The sequence below is a fragment of the Peptoniphilus pacaensis genome (genome assembly GCF_900088125.1).
GTDB lineage: Bacteria > Bacillota > Clostridia > Tissierellales > Peptoniphilaceae > Aedoeadaptatus > Aedoeadaptatus pacaensis.
Map to the genome: position 1 here is coordinate 928,613 of NZ_FLQT01000003.1, position 21,949 is coordinate 950,561.

General features: G+C 51.9%; 11 protein-coding genes. 3 read left to right on the forward strand and 8 right to left on the reverse strand.

What is annotated here, in order from left to right:
- Positions 1-20: 20 nt before the first annotated feature.
- From BN7444_RS04400 to BN7444_RS04410, 3 genes are read right to left on the reverse strand one after another with little or no spacing between them, the layout of a single operon-like run.
- Positions 21-578, reverse strand: a complete 558-nt coding sequence (locus BN7444_RS04400) for a chromate transporter (RefSeq protein ID WP_068456287.1) — start codon at positions 576-578, stop codon at positions 21-23.
- Positions 579-587: 9 nt separating this feature from the next.
- The gene (locus tag BN7444_RS04405) at positions 588-1,607 is read right to left on the reverse strand and encodes a PTS sugar transporter subunit IIC (protein WP_068456290.1); all 1,020 of its coding nucleotides are present in this window, start codon (positions 1,605-1,607) and stop codon (positions 588-590) included.
- Positions 1,604-2,173: a chromate transporter gene (locus BN7444_RS04410; protein WP_068456294.1), complete on the reverse strand. Its 570-nt coding sequence runs from the start codon at positions 2,171-2,173 to the stop codon at positions 1,604-1,606. The genes BN7444_RS04405 and BN7444_RS04410 overlap by 4 nt, the downstream gene beginning before the upstream one ends.
- A 64-nt stretch (positions 2,174-2,237) precedes the next feature.
- Between BN7444_RS04410 and proC the strand changes: the two genes are divergently transcribed.
- Complete coding sequence (gene proC / locus BN7444_RS04415) at positions 2,238-2,993, forward strand: pyrroline-5-carboxylate reductase (protein WP_068456298.1); 756 nt, start codon at positions 2,238-2,240, stop codon at positions 2,991-2,993.
- 86 nt (positions 2,994-3,079) lie between these two features.
- Positions 3,080-4,435, forward strand: coding sequence for an MATE family efflux transporter (locus tag BN7444_RS04420; RefSeq protein WP_068456300.1), 1,356 nt, complete (start codon positions 3,080-3,082; stop codon positions 4,433-4,435).
- A 606-nt stretch (positions 4,436-5,041) separates the two neighbouring features.
- Here the strand turns inward: BN7444_RS04420 and BN7444_RS09505 are convergent.
- The 5 genes from BN7444_RS09505 to BN7444_RS04440 form a co-directional block, all read right to left on the reverse strand.
- Positions 5,042-5,914: an ATP-binding protein gene (locus BN7444_RS09505; RefSeq protein ID WP_245654193.1), complete on the reverse strand. Its 873-nt coding sequence runs from the start codon at positions 5,912-5,914 to the stop codon at positions 5,042-5,044.
- A 12-nt stretch (positions 5,915-5,926) separates the two neighbouring features.
- Positions 5,927-6,541 (reverse strand): AlbA family DNA-binding domain-containing protein, encoded by a 615-nt coding sequence (locus BN7444_RS09510; protein ID WP_245654194.1) that lies wholly within the window; start codon positions 6,539-6,541, stop codon positions 5,927-5,929.
- A gap of 232 nt (positions 6,542-6,773) precedes the next feature.
- Entirely contained in the window at positions 6,774-7,751 is a 978-nt protein-coding gene (locus BN7444_RS04430; RefSeq protein WP_068456303.1) for an ATP-binding protein, read from the reverse strand.
- A complete protein-coding gene (locus BN7444_RS04435; RefSeq protein WP_068456306.1) occupies positions 7,752-8,738 on the reverse strand; it encodes a DnaD domain-containing protein in 987 nt (328 codons plus the stop codon).
- Entirely contained in the window at positions 8,728-9,309 is a 582-nt protein-coding gene (locus BN7444_RS04440; protein WP_068456309.1) for a GNAT family N-acetyltransferase, read from the reverse strand. The genes BN7444_RS04435 and BN7444_RS04440 overlap by 11 nt, the downstream gene beginning before the upstream one ends.
- Positions 9,310-9,678: 369 nt before the next feature.
- On the opposite strand from BN7444_RS04440, the gene BN7444_RS04445 reads away from it, so the two are divergent.
- Positions 9,679-21,948 carry a SpaA isopeptide-forming pilin-related protein gene (locus BN7444_RS04445; protein ID WP_068456312.1) on the forward strand — a complete coding sequence of 4,090 codons (12,270 nt, stop codon included), beginning with the start codon at positions 9,679-9,681 and terminating at the stop codon, positions 21,946-21,948.
- Position 21,949 lies beyond the last annotated feature (1 nt).

Here is a 21,949-nt window from a genome sequence, read left to right on the forward strand (position 1 = left end):
GAATTTCAGATAGTTTGCGACTAAGCCACAAGGGGCAGGGCGAGCTTTAAGACGATGCCCAGCCCGGCGCCCAGGACAATGAGTTTGATCAGATCCATTTTTTTCCAATAGAGCACACCGCCCACGACGAAGGTAATGAGGGCGACGATTTCCAGGCCGCCCCCTTCCGGCCAAAGGGCGTTTTTAAACATCTCGTAGGAGGCGACAAAGATCAGGCCGATGATCCCCGCCTTGATTCCCCTGAGCAGCATGTCCATGAGGCGAAAGGTGCGCTTTTTCGTAAAGAGAAAATAGGCCAGAGTCAGGATGATCATGGTTTGCGGCGCCGTCACCCCCGCCGTGGCCACGACAGAGCCCACGGGCCCCGCCACTTGCGCCCCGACGAAGGTGGCGCTGTTAATGGCGATGGGCCCCGGGGTCATTTGGCTGATGGTCACGAGATCCGTGAATTGGGTCATGGTGAGCCAACCTTCCTGCTCCACGATAAATTGTTGGATCAGGGGAATGGTGGCGTAGCCTCCGCCGAAGGAGAAGAGGCCGATTTTAAAGAATTCAAAGAATAATTTCGCTAAGAGCAAGGCGTCCTCCTATATTTCAAGACTCATGTCCCCGTCGGCGATCCAGCCCCGCTTCTTCATGGTGCGGTAGACGAGATAGCTGATGAGGCCGGGGAGAACGACGTGGATGAGAAGAATGACGAGAAGCAGTTGAGGAAAGGCCATGGCGCCTTCCATGGCCTGAATGGTGCCGATTTGCCCCACGAGGCCGCTGGTGCCCATGCCGCTTCCGAGAGGCGTGTTCTTCAGCTTAAAGACCACGGTGGACAGAGGAGCGATGACGGCCCCCGCCACGGTGGGCGGAATCCAGATCCTGGGGTTCTTCACGATATTGGGCATTTGCAACATGCTGGTCCCCAGGCCTTGGGCGAAGAAGCCGTCGAAGCCGTTGTCCTTAAAGGAGATAACGGCAAAGCCGATCATCTGCGCCGAGCAGCCCACGGTGGCGGCGCCGCCGGCAAGACCGGAAAGGGAAAGCATCATGCAAATGGCGGCGCTGGAGATGGGCAGGGTGAGGGCGATGCCCACGATGGTGGCCACCAAAATGCCCATGACAAAGGGTGCCTGTTCCGTGGCGGCCATAATCAGCTTGCCCACGCTTTCCATAAGCCATTGAATGGAAGGCCCTACCAAGACGGCGAGGAGCGTCCCCGTGAGCACGGTGACCGCCGGGGTCATGAGGATGTCGATGCGGGTTTCCTTGCTGATGAGCTTGCCCGCTTCCGCCGCCACAATGGCCGCGAGATACACCGCCACCGGGCCGCCGATGTCGTAGCTCGCCGCCCCTACAACGGAGGATGCGAAAAGCACCAAGGGCGGCGCGTCCAGGGCGAAGGCGATGGACATGGCGATGGCCGGGCCCGTGGCCGCCTGTGCCATGGGCCAGAGGGTATCCGTTAAAAAGGGAATGTGGAGCTGGGTGCCGATGGTGTTTAATATGGTGCCGATCAGCAAGGTGGCGAAGAGGCCGTAAGCCATGGCGCCTAAGGCGTCGATGCCGTAGGTCTTTAAATTGGGGTGCACATTTTTCTTGTGCAGAAACTCTCTCATTGGTGTCCTTCCTTCGTGTGATCTTCAAATTTCGTAATGCAAATGCCGCTGAAGCCCAAGAGCAAAATAATCAAGGCCGTATTAATATCCGTAAACATGCCCAGGGCCGTGGCGACGAGGATCATGACTACGGAAAAGCCCCGGTCTTCTTTAATTGCCCGCTTGCCCATGCGGTAGGTGGTGAGAAAGAGCACGGCGGAAATAATGCCGCTGATCCCCACCAGAGCCGCGTTGACGAAAAAATTCGAGCGGAACTGGCGATAGGCCATATTAATGGAAAGAATAATCACCAAACAGGGAAGCACACTGGCGAGAAGACACACCGCCGCCCCCGCCGGGCCGCGCAGCTTGTAGCCCGTCAACAGGGATGCGGAAATGGCCATGGCCCCGGGACCCGACTGGGCCAGGGCCACGATGTCCATCATATCGTCTTCGCTGATCAGGGGCTGATGCTCCACAAATTCGTCCCGAATAATGGGCACGATGGTGTAGCCGCCGCCGAAGGTGAAGGTATTGATTTTTAAAAAAGTAAAAAATAATCTTCTTAAAGATACCGTATTTTCCATGCATGACCTCCTGTTCAATAGTATACTGTAAGGAGAATACCGCTTCAAGAAAGGATGGGATTTAATGAATATCGGTTTAATCGGTCTCGGCAATATGGGCCGGGCATTTTACGACTTGTTTTTAGAAGAGGGCCACGAAATCTTCGTCGGCTCCCCTCACGAAAAAGACATCGATACCTTCCAAACCCGGGACAACGCCGCCATCGTGGATCGCTCGGAGATCCTGTTTATCGGCGTCAAGCCCTATATGGTGGAAGAGGTTATGGCGGAAATCGTGCCGAAGGTAGAAGGACAGATCATCGTGTCCATGGCCGCCGGCGTGAGCCTGGAGCGGCTGAAAAAAATGGCCCCCACGGAAAAAATCATCCGCATTCTTCCCAACACCCCCGTGGCCGTGGGCTCGGGCGTCGTCGCCTATACCCCGGGCTACGACATGAGCGACGAGGAAAAGGCCGCCTTTGAAGAGCTGTTGAAAGGCGCGGGCGAAGTGGTGGAAGTGGCGGAAAAAGATTTGGACATCGTCACCGCCCTCACCGGCGCCACCCCCGCCTTCGTCGCCATGGTCATCGAAGGCTTCGTCGACGGCGCCTGCGCCTGCGGCATGAAGCGGGATCTGGCATACACTCTGGCGGCCAAAGCCGTGGCGGGCACCAGCGATCTCATGACGGCACGGGGCCTGCATCCCGGGCAATTAAAAGACGGCGTCACCTCTCCCGCCGGTGCCACCATCGAAGGCGTCCTCATGCTGGAATCCATGGGCATGCGCTACGCCTTCGCCCAATCCATTATAAAAACCGTAGAAAAAGGAAAATCTCTATAAAAATTTATTTTTTCCATAGGCAAGTCGACCGAGCTATGTTAAGATAATTCATCGAGCAGAGGATAAAGTAGAGAAGGGGAGGGAATATGAAGCAGAAGAATGTCAATCTAACCGAAGGCGTGATTTGGAAAAACCTGTTGACTTTCACGCTCCCTCTCCTCCTTTCCGCTTTACTCCAGCAACTTTATAACACGGTGGACCTTTTAATCGTCGGCCGCTTTGCGGGCAAGGTGGATATGGCCGCCATCGGCGCATCGGGCCCCATTACCGTCCTCGTCGTCGCCCTCTTTATGGGCATGTCTACGGGGACGTCGGTTTTGGTGGCTCAGTACTACGGCGCCAAGGACCGGGCGGAGCTGTCGAAAACCGTGCACACCAACTTCGCCATGGCTATTTACGGCGGCCTGGGCCTCACCATTCTTACCGTGGTTCTGTCTCCCTGGTTTTTAAGCCTCATCGACACGCCGGAAAACGTCATGGGCCCCGCTACCCGCTACCTGCAGATCATATTTGTGGGGCTGATCCCCGTCATGGTCTACAATATGGGCTCGGCGGTACTGCGGAGCGTCGGCGACAGCGTGCGCCCCTTTAACTTCCTCGCCATCGCCGCCGGGCTGAACATCGTCTTGGACCTGTTCTTCGTCGGCTACTTAAAAATGGGGGCCATCGGCGCCGGCATCGCCACGGCCATCGCCCAATCCACCTCGGGGATTTTGGTCATCATCAGTCTCATGCGGACCACGGACATTTATCGCCTGCGTCTGAAAAAAATTCGCTTCCATAAAAAAACCCTGGAGCGGATCGTGGCCATCGGCCTGCCCGCCGCCATCTCCGGCGGCATGATCGGCCTCTCCAACGTCATCATCCAGGCGAAGATCAACGTCTTCGGCGCCCAAGCCATCGCCGGCGTGGCCGCGGCCAGCCGCATCGACGGCTTCGTCTTTACCTCATTGGAAGCCTTCGCCCTGGCCATCACCACCTTCGTGGGACAAAACATCGGCGCGAGAAAGCCCAAGCGACTGAAGACGGGCATCGGCACCGCCATTATCATGACCCTGATCTTCGTCGCCTCCGTCTCATCCGTCCTCGTCATCTTCCGCCATCCCTTTATGCATATCTTTACGGCGGATAAAGACGTCGTCTACTACGGCGCGAAAATGATCGGGACACTGGCCCCCTTCTACGTCATCTTCTCCGTCACCGAAGTCCTTTCCGGGGCCATACGGGGAAGCGGCGACGCCATTCCTATAATGGTCATTACACTCATCGGCATGTTCGTCATCCGCATCGGCTGGATCATCGTCGCCATGCCCATCTACAACACCATCGACATTATTTATTGGAGCTACCCCATCAGCTGGATCTTCACCTGGGCCCTGACCCTGGTGTACTACTTTAAAGGCAAATGGAGGAAAAGAGCCATGGAAGGAGAGATCGCATAAGCGGTCTCTTTTTTCCATGGAGAGAAGACCCTGCGGGGCCGCTTTGTTTTTTGCCATAGGATATGATTGTAGTTTCTTTTTTTCTTCGAGGATAATTTACTTACCTAACCATTCCGGGGGCGGGAAAAAGGGCGTTGCGATTCGCCCTCTGCCCCTTCCCCGGGACCCTCATGACCTATCCCGACGAGCAAAGCGAGTCGTAGGAAGGTCAGATGCAGTCTTACACCGTTTCGAGAAGGCGAAGCCTTTTCGAAACGGATGTATAGTTGTACCACCCCATCCACCCACAAAACGCCTTTTAGCAGTGCAATCAGGACCTATCCCGACGAGCAAAGCGAGTCGTAGGAAGGTCAGATGCAGTCTTACACCATTTCAAGGAGGCGAAGCCTTTTTGAAATGGATGTATAGTTGTAATGCCTATCGGCATTTGATTCCTGTTGGACCATATCGCGGAAGAAATACTTTGAGTTGGATAAATTTACTTTCATAAAAAAGATAAAGGCTTGCCCGACTCATTTTCTTTTGTGAGCGAAGAAGCCCAATAAAAAGCGGAACCCGAAAGGGTTCCGTCCATATAGAAAGTGTTAGGTTGCAAATTTATCAAGTTTATTTTCTTCCCATTAAGTCATCTTCAACTAATCGCAGCAGTCTTTTCATGCTGTAAGAATATTCAGGGGAGCTCATTTGTAGAATATATTCGGTTGATCTTCCTTTTCCTATGACGTCGATAGTTCCTTCTTCAAGTAACGTATTTACAGCTCTCCTAAATTGATAACTATCAATTGAAAGATTTTTTTCAGCTTCTCTTCTGGTGATCGAGCGATGTTTTATTAGGTAAAGCAAAATTTCTTTTTGAGGACTTGGATATTTTTCTATAATCTTTTCCAAGTCTACTTTCCAAATCCTTAAACCGGTGCTGTATTGATCTCTCATGACTTCCGGAAGTTTTAGCTTGTACTTTGCAGCAATATCAAAAATTCTGGGACCGCCGCTTCCCGCCTTTTCAGAAATGCCTATCCTTCTCATAATGGAAGACATGGTATGGTTTCTGATGTCTGATGTTCCGCCGTGGATAAATTCTTCAACGGAGACCCTCATCTTTCCGGGATTTATAAATTCGTAATAATCCGGATAGGCCATTACCTTGATAGGCGTGTCGGAATCATAATATGAATGCATTAGAGCATTTACCAAGGCTTCCCTCACAGACGTGAACAAATCGGATTTATAAGGAAGTCTCGTTTTACTCTTTTCTTCGAGGATAAACGTATCTTTGATAGTAAGATTCAATTTTTCCATTACGATTCTAAAAAATTTATAGACGTTGAGCTCCGGATACTCCATATCGCCGGTGGAAACCCTTTCGACCCAATCCGTGTCCAGCGAAGAATTCTTTTCAAAGTAGTCCAATTGAAATCCGGGGAAGCGATCCGTAATAGCGGTGTATTTTCCGAAAAACAGCAATCCGCCGGTTGTCAAGAGATACTCGTTTTATCCCTGTCTATCCTTCCTCATCGCACCTAATTCAATAAGCATTTCTCTGAAGTCGATGTCTTTATATTTTTCATTATGGCTTTGCTCGTACAGCTCTTTACGATACATTTCTAAGGTATCCATATCCAAGTCATCGAGATCATAGTTCTTTAATAGTTCATTGTCTGTTTCTTTTTTTGCGCCGACAACAAGTGCCTTATATTTCTCTTCGGATAATTTTCTATCCCCTTCGCCTAATCGCTCATAAGCCTCTTTGGGATTTCCGTCTAAATAGACAGGTTTAAGATGATAGGGTGCTTCCGGAATGCTGATAATCAATAGCTGCAATCCGTTTTCAAGTTTCACGACTTCAATGTCATTGTTAGAGAGGATATTTGAGCTAACCTTTTTTGGGTTGTTGAGGTTGCTAAACAAGTCATCCCTCAATTTATAGGCATCATTGACGCCCGTAACCTCTTTATTCTTCTCGTCGACGCCAAATATCACTATGCCACCGTCTGTATTAGCAAAAGCAGAGTAAGTTTCCCAGAAAGATTTTGGAACTTGGTTCTTTGCTTTTTTAAGCTCAATACGGCTGCTCTCTTTTATTTCAAGAAGCTTATTTAGTTCCATAATCAACCTCTCTTTCAATATTCGCACGATTAACTCACGATTATTTTCGTTTACTTTGGCGGATTCAAGCCATTTGTATTGATTGGGGAAGTTAATCTCGCACGATTAACTCACGATTAACCCCGATTCTTCTTGATAAGATTATACCAAATTTATTGAATTGATTCGTTGAATCCTTTTAATAAAAAAGACCCCCGTAGGGTCTCTCGAACAAAGCCGCTTGTATGCGGCTTTATTCGTTCTCCCACCTCAGGTCTTTTCCGAAAAATGCCATGGGCACGAATTTATGAAAGATGCGGCTGAAGATTCGGTCGCCGTACACGGTGGAAAGTTCGTTGGGGGTCAGATTGGTGTTGATGATCATCTTTTTGCCGTCGATCATGCGGCTGTTGACGATGTTAAAGAGCTGGGAGTTGGTGAAGCTGTTATTGAGCTCGGCGCCCAAATCGTCGATGATCAAGAGATCCGCCGTGAACAGGCTGTCGTAGGCCATTTTTATTTCGTCACCGGCGTCGCGATTAAAGGTTTTTTCTTCAAAGATGCGCACCATACCGAAGGCGGTTTCGTAAACCACAGATTTCCCCGCCGCCATAAGCTCCGCCGCCACGGCGTGGGAAAGGAAGGTCTTCCCCAGCCCGGTGGGGCCGTAGAGGAGAAGGTTCATGTCGTTGGCCTCGTCGAAGGTGCTGATGAAATTTTCCGCCACGGTCAAAATCTCTTCCATGTTTTGCCGCGGGGAGATGCCCTCGTCGGCAAAGGGCATGTCGGAATAAATGTCCAGGCGAAAATTGCCGAAATTATTCTTCTCGATCTGCCGCTCGATGTGGCTCGACCGATGGAGATAGGCGGTGAGCCGCTGCTTCATGCAGCTGCAACGGCTGCCGTCTTCCAAATAGCCCTTGTCCTTGCACTTCTCGCAGGAGTAGATGGGATCGAGATAGTTCGGCGGCAGGCCCGCTTCCGTAAGCAGCGCCCGCGCCATGGCTTCGTAGGTTTTCAGTTCCTCCACGGCGGCGTCCTTCACTGCCCCGTCGCCGGAAAGCAGGGTGGCCTTCGCCGCCTCAAAGCCCAAATTGCGGATATTGTCCTCCACCTCTTCCAGGCCGGGGGCCATGGCATAGGCTTCCTGCCGGCGCTCGTAGAGAATCCGTTCGTTTTCCCGCCTCAGGGCGTCGTAATCTGCGCGAATTTTATCGAAGATGGATGCCATCTATTTCTGTCCTTTCCCGTCTAAAAATTGGCGGCGCTTCCGCTGCGCCATTTGCTCCAAGGCCTCGGCGCTGTACTTCGCCGTGGCGGATCCGGTGATGGGCCGGGCGTGGCTCACCCGGGGCGCCTTGGGCTTTTGATCCTTGGAAAGATCGTCGATCTTTTTTATGTCCTTCGCCTTCCACGCGGCGAGAATGCTTTCGAAATAGCGCCAGTTGGGCTTGGCGATGCCGCCGGTGCGCTTCGCTGCCTCTTCCAGAAGTTCGAAATCCATTTCCGCCCCGTAAGATGTGACGGCGGCGGATTCCTCGGCGATGTAGGGCTTGTTGGAAAGGCCCATAAGCTCAAGCAGGTGGCGATAGCGGTAGTAGGCCTCGTCGTGGGTGCGGAAATTTTCCGCCAAAGCCTCCGGCGTGCGCACATTGGCATCGGCCCAGTTCCGCACGATCCCTTCGATATAGGGGACGGAGCGCTTGTTTTTTTCCTCGGTGCCGTAGCGGAAGGCCTCCAAAATCATTTCCGGCGTCATATTATACACCTCGCGCCAGGCGGCGATATCCAGCTTTTGTTGGTAGGGCACCTGCTTGCGCATGTAATATTCCACCCGGGAAAAGAGATTGGCCATTTCCGTGTCCTCCAAGCGGCGCACGAAATCGCTCTTCGTTTGCTGCGGGCTGTAGACCTCCTTGGTGTAAAGCTCCTTCAGCCGCAAAAAGCGAATGCCGTAGCTTTCCCCTTCGTAAATCTTCTCCACGATCCCTTCCGATTCCCAATAGTCCCACGCCCGCTTCACGTCGGTCTCCAAAAGATTCAGCCGATCGGCCAGAGAGCGGTGATCCCCCTCGCCGCCGTTTAATGCCAGCTGCAGACCCGCCAAATAGACCTTAACGAAATCCCCGTCGGCCTGAGGCATGTAGTCGTTTAAAAAAATATTTTCCACCGGGGTATCCCCCAAGTCAAATTGAAGGGTGTCCAATTTAAATTCCACGTCGCCACCTGCCTTTCGTCATTTCCATTTGCTGAACCAACACCGTCGTAAACTGCCGCAAACTCCGTATGTACTTTCGGTACGGGTCGAAAGCGGTATCCATAAGCGCCTGCCGGCTCAGCTCCACCGGCCGATACACCGGATCCATTGCCTCAAAGCCCAAAGACTCATAGAGATGAATGGCCCGCCCGTTCCAGGGCAGCACCTCCAAGAAAATCCGCTCAAGCCCCAGATTAAAAAAGCCGTGATTCAACAGCCAAGTGATGGCCGCACGTCCCACGCCCCCGTCGATTACCGCCCGGTCCAAAATAATGCCCAGCTCGGCGGAGCGGGAAATGCGGGAAATCCCCTTCAGGCCCATATAGCCCGCCGCACGACCCTCCAAGAGAATGGCGAAATACCTGTCCCGGCGGCTCTTCGTCTTCCAGCGAAACCAATCCCCCACCGTGTCCTCGTCTTCCGAAAAATTATACATAGCAAAGAGAGGGTCGTCGTAATCCGTCCAGGACAAAAAATCCCGCACGTGCTTTTCCTCTAAAGGCACCACCCGGATCCCGTGGGAGCCATCCATAACACCCTCTCCTTTCTTAGCTATGATTGTACCATATGGAGAGAGAGGGAACTTATTTTTTCTTATTTAATCCGAAGCCTTTCACTTCGCCGCAATAAAATTCTTTCCATTATATAGGCGATAAAACTAGGTAAAAGAGCCGTAAAGACGAAAGGATAAGAGCACGAAAAAAAGGCCGCACGGGAATAAAATAAACGCCTTCTCTGAGAAAAAAATAAAAAGAGAAAAAAATTTAAAAATATATGTGATAAGTAGAATATTGCATTGTTTTTTTGAAAAGTATGGGGTATCATGGTTGTAATTAGGAATATGAGAAAATGATTTCACATCATATCGATATAAACGAACAGAAACAGGGGAGGAGTCAGAATGAAATCTGCATTGAAACGAGTCGCAAGTCTATTAATGGCCGTCATCATGATTATGGAGGTCGTCACGCCCGGCGTGGTACAAGCGCGCTCAGGCTACGACAACAGGGCCACGGTCAGCGACGAGGAATTCATCCCGGGAGATGCGTACGTCCCCTCTGCCCAAAATCAGCCGCAGCGACAAGCGCCCAGCAGCTACCGCCCGCAGCGGCAAGCACCGAATACATACCAGCCCACCCGCCCCGCGCCGAGCACCCCCGCGCAGGCGGAGACCGGAGACACCTTCGACCCTGCTACGAATAAAGTAGAAGTGTCGGGAGAAAAGGCGCCGAAGCCGTTAATCGAAGACGACGCCAAGAGCAAAGAGATGGCCCTGGAATTTTCGGAAGAAAAAGAAAGAGTCCGCGTGGCATCGCCTATGAATCCCGGAGGACTCGAAGACAAGAAATTCACCATCCTCACCCGCTTCGACGTCTCCACCAAAAACGGACCGGTGAAGGCGGGCCAAACATTTACCCTGCACTTAGACGACAAGCTCATGGTAAAGGATCCCTCCACCTTAAAGCGACTTAGCAATAACGGCACAGTCATTACGGAGCCCCCCGTTTACGATGCGAGAGCCAACACCATTACTTATAAAGTTCGAGAAGATATTACCAAAGACATTCAAGTGCCTATGGCCGTGGATGTGGACTACAATACGGCAAACATCGACCCGAATGCCAAGAAATTTACTATTATTAATAAAGTAACGGGCATCGGCGTCACTGACCCCAAAGATCTACTTCCCGTGGTCGTGGATTCCAACGGCAATATGCTCTCAAGCATTATCGAGCCGGGCCGCGACGATGTGGTCGAAGTCATCGAAGAAGGCGACAATTACAAAGTCAATGTGGACGCCTATGGCGAACCCGTCGTCAACAACCGAGAAATGGCCGGCATCCGCTGGACCGTAAGAATTACCTCCGACACGGACTTAAAAGACTTAGGCCTTAAAACCAACTTTACTACGGTAAAAGGCTCCGGCCTCGGCGAGATCGAAAACATTTCCGTCACCAACACCTCTGTGCCCAATACGGAATTTTCTAACAACCCTGCTCAAGGCAATTTAGGGATTGTAAGCTCCAAGCACCATAACCTAAACACAAATACGAAAGAACTTTACTACACCTTCTACACCCCGAGGACCACAAAACAAGGATCCTATATGTTGGATCTTTCCACCGTACTAACTAAAAAATACATTAAGGGAACGACGGATCCCGTGATCGGTGCCGTGCGTCTCATCCTTCCCGAAGGCTACAACAGCGATCAAATCCGCGAAGCCACCCCCACCCGCGTGGGCATGAACAACCGCACCACGGTCATGGGCGAATTCACATCGGGCAGCACCGCGAAATGGACCGTCACCGACGCCGTGTCCTCGAAAGACCCGGGAAAAGACAACACAAACTTGCCCCTTGAAAACAGAAAGCTTGAAGGCAAGCAAACCATTCAAAGCGCACAAATGGCTGTCTACGCCATTAATGCTGAAGGCAAAATGGTACAGGATAGCACATCGACCATCGGCGGCTTCCCGCCACAGGGGACGAAGCCCGGCGAGAAGGCCGTGGGCACCATCGCCGTCTATGAAGTGGATGCGAATTTAACCAATCCGAACGATGCGGAAGACTACGCCGTCTCCGGTGTGGCCATTTCCAAGTACCAAGACCTCTACATCAAACAAGTGTGGGGCGACATGCCCAAGAGGAACGATGGCACCCCCATCCCTATGCCTCAACAAAAGTTTATCGCCAAAGGCGCAAATGACACGAATTTAGGCGAATGGACCGTGAACAAAGGCGAGCCGGGCAAGACCAGTCGAAACATTACCCTGGCCGGCGCCAAGTATTGGGACATTGTTTCAGATGGCACCGAAACCAAAGCCACCCGATTGGAACACAAAATCGTACAGGAATTTATTCCGCAGGAAGAAACCATCGGCGGGAAGCAATACAGCTACTACGAAAACCTGAACTATTACACCAAAGACGAGGAGACGGACCAAAGATACCACTTCATTCAAAACAGAGCCGCGGATACCACCCAAGGCAAACCCGGCACCTTTGACGTCGTGAAAGTGGACGCCAAGGATCCGACGACAAAGCTGGAAGGCGCCCGCTTCAAACTCAACGGCGCCAATGTGGAAGCCACCACAGACTCCGACGGGAAGGCCACCTTCTCCAACATCGCCCCGGGTAACTACACCTTAATCGAAACTAAGGCGCCGGAGGGCTACAAACTGGATCAAAGAAAGCGAAACGTAACCATCACCACCGGTGGCGAAATCAGCGTCTCCGGACTGGGACGCAACGAATCCTTCTCCAGCGGCGGCAACAAAACCAAAGTGGTCGAACACGACCGCTACCCCTCGTGGCCCGACTACATGAACGCCATGCGCTACGGCAAGTTGGAAAACGGGCAGTTGAGCTTCTATCTCTACCTGAAGCCCCACAAAACCTCAGGGGGCACCACGAACAGAGACACTCGCCTGGCCATTGCCCTTCCCACCGGCATGACCATTGCAAGCGTCGCCGCCTACAACGTGTCCTCCGACCGTCGGGCGGAAATCTATGAAGCCATGGAAAAACAAACCATGGAAGAAAAAATTCAAAGCCTCGGAAACAACGTCATCGGTGCCCCAAATTATGACAATAAGATCATCACCGGCACTGCGAACGTGAAGGATCCCTACACCGGGCGCACCGGCTACCAAATCCTCTTCCCGAAAGAACGCTTCGCAAAGGACTGGGGCTTCTTGGTGAAAGTCACCGCCAATGTAGGCGTGAACAAGACGACCGTCCCCCTGAACTACGACTGGCTCACCAAGGACGACACGGCCAATCAAACGCGACTTCAAGAGCTCGTCACCATCAATAGCGAAAGCGACGGGGACAATACCCCCACCCTGACCATCAGCAACGAGGAGTTTACAAGACAACCCGTCTCCATCACCAAGGTGGACGAAGGAAAAGGGGATAAACAACGAGTCCTTCCCGGTGCCACCTTTGTCCTCAAAGACAAAAACAACCGGCCCATCGACGATGTGCCGACCAATAAAGATGGTGTGGCCGACTTCGGCAAGCTCTCCGCAGGCAAGTATATTATCGAAGAAATCAAGGCGCCCAATGGCTACATCGCCTCACCCGTCGTCTTTGACGTCACCGTCACCGAAAAAGGCGAGGTCACCTACACCCCGCGCTTTAAGAGCGGCTCGGGCGACCCGGTTCAAGGGACGGACTACTTCATCGAAACCGAAGAAAGCAAACAAGAACCCGGCGAAGTAAAATACATTATCAAAGAAAACAAAATGGAAATCCAAGAGAACGAACCCGGCGACATCGGTACGAAAACCGGCGTGTGGGAAGCCTATCGCTATGAATCCCTGAAGTACACGGCGAAAATCTACATCGACAATACGGCACCGGGAACGCGATTTTCCATTCAATTCGACCCGAATCTGGACTTTAAACAATACGTCAACGACATGCCGAAGATTAAAGACGGCCGCGGCATCGCCGTCGCCGATCCCTACTTCGACTACGCCACCAACCGACTCACCTACGTCTTTAACGACCAGTCCCAAAGTGGCCCGACCGATGCGACCATTCACATTCGCGGGATCACCCCGAATAAGTTCTACGCGCAAAACAGCGAGCGCTACTATTTTAAGACCACCGTCCTTCCGAACGTGGACGACACAGATATCACCACCGAAGGAAAAGCGACGAAGACCATCGACTTCGGCGTAGATGCGGATTACGAACGCTACGACACCAATCGTCGGACCCCGGCCCAATCCTATTACCACAGGGACATCTACACCGGCGCCGACGAAGAAGAATACTTCACCGTCTTGGCCTACTACAATCCCCTTGCCGACAATCACCGGGCGCCCCGCACCTTGAAGTTCAACTGGTTGTCCACCAGCTTCGGCGGCAACAACACGCAAATCGTGCGCTGGCCCGCCAACGGCAATACCCCGGCCTTCGATTTGCAAAGCGTAAAAATCTACCGTACGTCGCCGGACATTACTACAGACAGGTACGGCGTGCGCTATAACCGCAACATGCCCCTATCCTTTGGGGTGCGGCCGGAACAAGATCCGAATACCTACACCAAGGTCTACGAAAAGACCATCACTGACCAGGAGCATCACACAGGTGACTCGGCAAACGGCTTTACGCTGAACTACGACCCGGATAAAATTCAATCCTGGGGCACCTTGGACCAAAACAGCCCCTTGAGAATCGACATGCCCCAAATCAGTCGGAATAACGAAGGCTATATTATCGAACAGACCTTCAAGGTCAACGACAAAGACAAGTGGTACAACCTCTTTAGAGCCTTCTACATGAGCAATGGGGAAATGGAATCCGGATTTGCCAGTAAGGTCAACAAGAATACGGGGACAGCCGATCAAACGGCCCAAGAAATCCCGAAATTCTACAAGCAAAAGGTCAAGCTGGTGAATCGGAAGTACACCCCGGGAAGTTTTGATATCTTAAAATTCAGCAGCACAGACGAAAATCAAAAACTGCAAGGTGCCACCTTTGCCCTGACCAACCAAAAAGGTCAAACCATTTATCGGACAACAGACGACCAAGGGAAACTGTCCTTTAAAGACCTCGAGCCCGGCAACTATGCCCTTGTGGAAACCAAGGCGCCGGAAAACTTTGCCAAGTCCGAGGTCAACTGGCAAGTTACCGTAAGCAACAGCGGCGTCGTGACCATTACGGAAATGAGCCTGGGCGGCGGTACCGTCGTCGGAAACACCATCGAATTAAAGGTACCCAACAAGCCCATCGGCGAGAAATTCCGGGTCTACAAAAAAGATGCAAAGGGAAGTCCCCTTCCGGGAGCGAAATTCACCATTACGAAAAAAGGCGCGACCACGCCACTTGACACCGTAACATCCAATCCAAACGGCTACGTTGAATTCAAAAACCTGACCGAAGGCACCTATATTTTGAAAGAAATCGAGGCCCCGGCCGGCTACAAGAAGCTGGATAAAAAATGGGTTATCGTCGTGGACAAAAACCTTAAAGTCAAAGTGTACAACTACACGGAAGGCTCGGGAACAGGCGGCGTTGCAACGAATTCGCTTTTTGTAGGCGAAAACACCTATTGGGTCGACGTGGCCCACCGCCCCCTGACCGGCTGGGATCTCTACGACAACCGCTGGCAAGGCTGGGTGGGCAACTCGCCCGACCCGTACAAAATGGGGACGCGGATCATCGGCATCAATAAACAGGACAAATACGTCATTCAGCGCTACATCCTGAACCCCGAGGGATACAACCTCAACGAAGCCAAGGTGGAAATCCACAGAGAAAAGCCTAATGACCAAAACATGACTTGGTTCAAGGGCAATGAAGAGTTTAAGGTTTACAAATTAGCTAAGAAGCCCGTCACCGTCAATGTGGAAGACTTCCGTTTAGCCGACTACGGCGCGACGGAAATAACGCAACCGGACTTTACCACCGGCGCAACTCCAAAGGACGGCGAACCGGACCGGAAGTCCTTTGACTTTAAAAACATTACCGGGCCCATCGTCATCGACGTGAAGGTACCCTATGATGATGAAAGCGGCGGCGTCGGTACCGGGATGGACCTGTGGATCGACGGCAAAGTCTATTGGAAGAGCGACTACTACGAACGCGTATCCGACATCGTGTTGGGAGAACCCGTCGATAGAGCCCAGGATTCCGACATTATCGGCTCCTATATCTCCGATGGCTCCCTGGACGTCACCAACGAACAGAAAAAATACAGCTTCAAACTGAAAAAAGTAAAAGATGACGATCCCAACACCACCATTCAAGGCGCCACCTTTAGCCTGACAGGCCCCGGCGAAAACGGCGAAAAGCGTACCCTCGTCACAGACGAGAAAGGCATCATTCAGTTTAACGACCTGGTGGAAGGCACCTACAAACTGGAAGAAACCTCCGCGGCCCCGGGCTACGACAAGGTGAAGACCAACTGGACCGTCACCATTACCAAAGAGGGCAAAGTCTTTATGAAAGACGACAGCCCCACAGGAAAATCGGCGGTGTGGGATGTGGCGACTGACACCACTGCCCCCGCTCATCAAATGAGCCGCAGCGCCATGCTGAACGACTTCCTCGCCCCCTTCGGCGAAGAAGCAGCGCCTGTAAACGCTCAAGCACCCATGGCGGAAGAAGCTGTCGATGGGAAAGAAAGGGCGGAAGCGGAAGCGGCGAGCGCAACGTCTGAAGATGCGAAAGATGCGGCGAATGTTTCTAATGCAGCGGAAAAGAAAGAGACTGCAGCGGAAGCATCCGAACCGATAAGCGAAAAAATCAGCACCACCAAACAGCTAAACAACTTCCTCACCACCTTCGGAGCCAATAGCGGGCTTGAACTGGGCGAAGAAATCGTCCCGAGCCCCGTGGGCGCCGAGAGCGATTGGGAAAAGGTCGATCCGGCTCGATCGGAAGGGATAAATCACAGGCATACGTCGAAAACCGAAGCGCCCATGGACACAAAGATCCTCGAGATCAACAAAGTAGACAATCGCTTCAGACAAGCCTTCATTTATGGCGAACCCACCGGCGGTACGAAACCGCGCGAAATACAAATCCATTTCTGGGAAAATTCCTATGATGTCACCACAAATCGACCGAACTGGACGAAGGTTAAGGTCTATCAAGTGGATAAGGGATCCATCGATAATCCCGGCACAAAGAAAGAGATTACCAGCGTCAAGTGGACTCCGATAAGTAATAACGAGACAGGCAATAAATTCCGCCTAAAATCCAATATCATTCCAAAAACCGTCAAGGGATGGATTTTGGTGGAAGTCGAGACACCGTATATGGAAGGTTTGCGCATCGGCCTCGGCTCGGATTACAGATCCAACACCGAAGCAAGTACATGGGATAGTACGTATAAAGCTTGGATCGACGAGTCCTACGGCAGTGAATCCGACATTAACTGCAAGCACTTGATTAAAGTTATCCAAGGGCAAAACGGCACGGTCGCGGCGAATCCGGCCAGTGCAAAGGCAAACACCACCGTCACCTTAACGGCGACACCGAGTGAAGGCTACGTACTGGACTACTACACCGTCACTAATACGGCGACGCAAGAGACAAAAACCTTTACCGGCAACACCTTCACCATGCCCGACAGCGACGTTACCGTTACGGCCACCTTCAAGAAGAAGGCGCCACCGAAATACAAAGTAACTGTCAATGGCATGCAAAACGGCACGGTAACGGCATCTCCCACTGAAGCGGAAGCGGGAAAGACGGTGCAATTAACCGTCACGCCGGCAGAGAACTATCAAATTCAAAGCATTACCGTCACGGACGGACAGGGAAAGATTATTCCCGTCGACATGAGAAATTACACCTTTGAAATGCCGCCGTCCAATGTCTCCGTTTCGGCGACCTTTGTTGAAAAGCCGCCGGAAATCTATACCGTAAGACTCGTATCCTCGTCGCCGGATGGTGGTACGGGTGGCACGGTGGGCGCAAGTCCCACTTCGGGAAAAGCAGGCACAGAGGTCACCGTATCGGCGACGGCCAATGAGGGCTACACCCTCGCCGGTATTTCCGTCGCTGCCGCAAATGGCGTGCCGGTCACCCTCACGAACAACAAATTCGAAATGCCCGCCTCCAATGTCACGGTCACGGCCACATTTACCAAAAATCCCGATCCCCAAGATCCGGGCACTGAGATTCCCAATGGCAAACTGGCCGTTGTGAAAAACAAGCAAACGGGCTTGGACATGAAGATCTTTAAAAGGAACTTCCTGGGCACGGGCTTGAAAGACGCCATCTTCACCCTGAAGGAAACGGGACCGGATTTCGACGTCAAGAAGGCCAAAGAGGGCGGCATCAATCTCAGAGCGAAGTCCGAAGACAAAACCGGCCGCCTGATCTTTATCGACGGAGAGGACAATCCCTTGAGTCCTCAGCCCCTGTTGCCCGAAGGCTACTACGTGCTGAAAGAGGAAACGGCGCCTTCAGGTTACAAAAAGATCACGGCGCCGTGGAACATTCACATCAAAGAAGATAAGGGCCAATTAATCGCCGAATACTATGGGCCGGAAGACACGGCATCGAGCTACCTGAACCAAGTTCACGCGGATGCAAGCGGTAATCCGGTGGACAAGGCCTTGGTCAAGAAATTGACTACCACGCCTTCAGGAATTAAGTACGCATCCCGCGTCACTGCCATCGACCCGGAAGCCAAAACCTTTAATCAAAGAATCTACCTGGATACACGGGGACGAGACGACGTCATCAACGTTCAAATCAAGCCCCTCATTAAGCGGGAAGAAAGAGACTATGCCCCGAGAGAGGTTGAAGACCCCGTCACACACGAGAAGACGAAGATCGCCGATCCGCCGGACACCTTAGAACCCGGCGTCAAGACGGCGTACCGCACCACTTACAAGGTGGCCGATCCCGGAGTCGATCCGCCCGTGGATTCCATCTTAAAATCCTACGACCTGTCCAAGGACAATGTGTCCATGGTCAACACCGCCCGTTGGCGTCCCTTCGATTGGGGCTTCGATGAAGACCAATTGAACTTAAAGCCCGGCGTCTACTTTATCGACGTGGAAGGCTATTACGACGACAACATCGTGGATGAAGGCAAGATCGACATTCAGCTCAACTTCTTTAGCGGCGAGCGGACCTTCCGCCAGGCAACGAAAGCTGAATTTAATGGTGACAAAACCATTAAATCAATTAAGTACAAAGACAAAAGCGAAGTAGAGAAGACCGACTCCTTCTTAGCGGGGAACATGATCATCAACGAGGCGTATAAAGCCAAATTCGGAGACGGAAGTTGGTTAACCGACCAGCCGGATGGCGCCAAATATATTAATATGTTGAGCCGATTGGGCGGCCGGATTGTCCCCTCTCTTGATTCCAAGGACGCATCCTATGAGGCCCCCGTCGAATCGCAAACCACGAGCATCAACATTAATCCCTTGTATACGTCGAAGAATTCGAAAGTCATCCCTCAAGCGGGCATGATCATCACCGACGAAGAGGAATCCTACAACATTACCTTCTCCAAGCACGGTCGCGACGGCGATGGCCCTGAGTGGAGTCCCACCGGAAACTTGGTAGCGGAAAACCGCCTGGAAGGCGCCGTGTTCAAATTGCAACAATGGACGCCGAACTCCAACGACTACGAAGACGTGGAAGGCTCCTTTGTGGCATCGGCATTTAACGGCTACTTCGGCTTCCGGGGCTTAAAGCCCGGGCGCTACCGCATAATGGAAGTCAAGGCGCCGGAAGGCTACACGCCGATCAAGGATCCCATCCTGTATTTTAAAGTGGCCTATACGGAAGATGAATTGAAGATCACCGATTCGGATGGCAAATCCAAGATCATTCCGGGCAAACAAGGGTATATCTCCCTGGAATACGATGATAGTGCCAACGGTATTTACCAATACGTCAAAGCAGACGGAAGTGAAGTAGGCGGAAAGCTCGTCGACTTCGTTACCTCCGGTACGGCGCGGAACATGGGTAAAATCGTAAACGAAAAGCCCGGCAAAGGGGAAGTCACCGTTAGCAAGGTCGATGAGAACCTGCAGTCCTTAAAAAATGCCACCTTCAAATTGACCCGCCTGTCATCCGCCGGCAAGACCGACGCTCAAGGAAAGCCCGAAGGCGTCTGGACCAAGACGGTTGTGAACGAAGACGGTAAAATTAAATTTGAAAACCTCGGCATCGGGAACTATCGACTGGAAGAAGTATCGCCGCCGTCCGGCCACATTAAGACCGGCATGGTATGGAACTTTACCGTCGGCGGAAAGACCCTGGACCCCTACGCCGAAGACACGAACCAGCCCACTCGGGACATTACAAAGAACATCCTCCTGGAGACATCCGATGTCAAGGTACAAAAATACATGGAGGATGATAACACCCCGACAGACAACAACATCTATCCCCACAAGGCCCAAAGCGTCAGCATACTCAGCGACTTTAAGCTAAAGGATGGCGCAGCCGCCATTCAGCCGGGGGATTACTTCACCGTCAATATTTCCAAATACATCGACTTGCAGGGGATTTACAAGAATCGTTCCATCGCCAACTTGGACATCTTTGCCGACGGCGTCGGCACCATTGCCAAGGCCAATTACAATAAGGAAAAGGGAATCATCACCTACACCTTTACGGACTACGCCAAGAGCTACACCTTGGAAGACTTCAAGACCCAGCTCGTGGCATGGATCAATCTGGAAAAGATCACAGAGGAAAGAGACAATGTTCCCGTCGGCATCGGTCTGGACGGCGAAAGCCTGAAGACAACCGACCTAAATGTCCACTACGACATCGACAAAGAAACATCCAGCCACCCCGATTATGATGAGACCGGCTACAACCACAACATTTCCGGTAAGATCTACGAACTGGATCCGGAGACCGGCGAATTCGTTCAGTACTACTATATTAACCGGGATAAACGCGACGGCGTCTACATGCCCAGATTTAAATTCTCGGCTAATCAAGAACTGAGCGACGTCCGCATTTCCATCGACAAGCTGCGAAACAACAGTGACACCATGATCAAGAAGTGGATGCCTGAATCCTTCGCCGTGCCGGCTTACGACGGCAGCGAGCTGTGGCCCACGGCGCGTTACAATAGCCGGTCGCTCTGGTCGTACAACTACGATTTCAGCAACAACTATTACGAAGGAATGAGCTCCAAAGACTCCTACATCGTCACCGTGCGCGGCAGGGCGAATCCCAAGGACGCCAAGGGCCTGCGAACCACCGGGGAAATCATCCTCTGGAATCGCTATGGATATCCCTACGTTCTATCCAGACGACGAGACTGGGCCTACTTCGATGAAAACAAAACCGAAGCCAAGGCGGAACTCGCCATTCGCGCCGTGAACCCGACGAACAGAGTGGTCTTTAAAAAGGTCGATGGCCAAGGCAAACCTGTAAAGGATGCAATCTTTACACTTTTCCGAAAGAATCCGACGTCAGGCGAATTTGAAGCCGGCGGAAGGGCCGTCCGTTCACAAGCTGACGGCATCATAACCTTCGACAATATCGCCCCCGGCGAGTATCAAATCCGAGAAACGAAGGAGCCGGACGGCTACGTGAAAAATAAGGATGTCCTTCTCGAATTTACGGTGAACAAGGACGGCAAGATCATAAAGAAGGTCACAAATGCCGAAGGCAAGCCCGAAGATCAGGAAGAAGACGGAAGCATTCCCATTTCCGTGGTCAACCACAAGCCCGTTGTATTCACGAAAGTGGACGGGTTAGACGGTAAAGCGCTTGAAGGCGCCGAGTTCAAGGTCTACTACAAAAAGACCAAGGATGTCTTGAAGTACTCGCCATATAAGATAAAAGATGCCAACGGCCAAGATACTGATGAAACGTTGAAGGTAAAGGCCGATAAAAACGGCAAGATCAAGCTGGAACTTTACGAATCCGGCTACTACGCCCTGGAGGAAACCAAGGCGCCGGACAGCTATATCAAGCCCAGCCCTATGAGCGGTTACGTGAAAGAATTTGTCATCCAAGACGACGGCATTCTCATAAAGGAACCGGCCTTGGCACAGGGAACGACCCAAGACAAACAAAACATCGACATGTACTTCGTCGTCAATCCCTATCATAAGGAAATGACGGAAGGCGCGACGTTTACCATGGATCTGCCCAAGGACGGCAGCGTTAAGAAAGATGGCATCACCGTCTACGCACTGGATTCGAAAGAAAGTATTTCCGATGATAATAATAAGCTTGGCGGTATAACGAAGAGCGTGAACGACGGCAAATTGACTGTGACGATTCCCAAACCAACGGGATCTACAGAAGAGCAAAGCGAAAAAGCGAAGAAGAAGCTGGTCGTCAAAGTGCCGATGACGGTGAAAGGAAAAGGCGAAGTCACCATTCCCACCGCCACGACCTTTAACGGAAAAGCCACCGAAGCGACTTATCGCTTTGATCCCACAGCTCTCAAGCAAGATTTGGGAGATGACACCTTCACCAACGCGAAAGATTCCCTCATTTACAGAGAATATCGCAGGTTGGAAACGACCGACGGCAATACGACGAACCCCGCAACCTACGACATCGAAAACTACAAGGGCACTTATCCCTTCACCGGTGGTTTCGGTCCGAGATGGATTGTGATCATCGGGGCGATTATTGCGGCGATTGCGGCGGAAGAATACATTCGCCGGAAGCGGTCGTCCGCCGAGCCGAAGGGGGGTGCGTAAT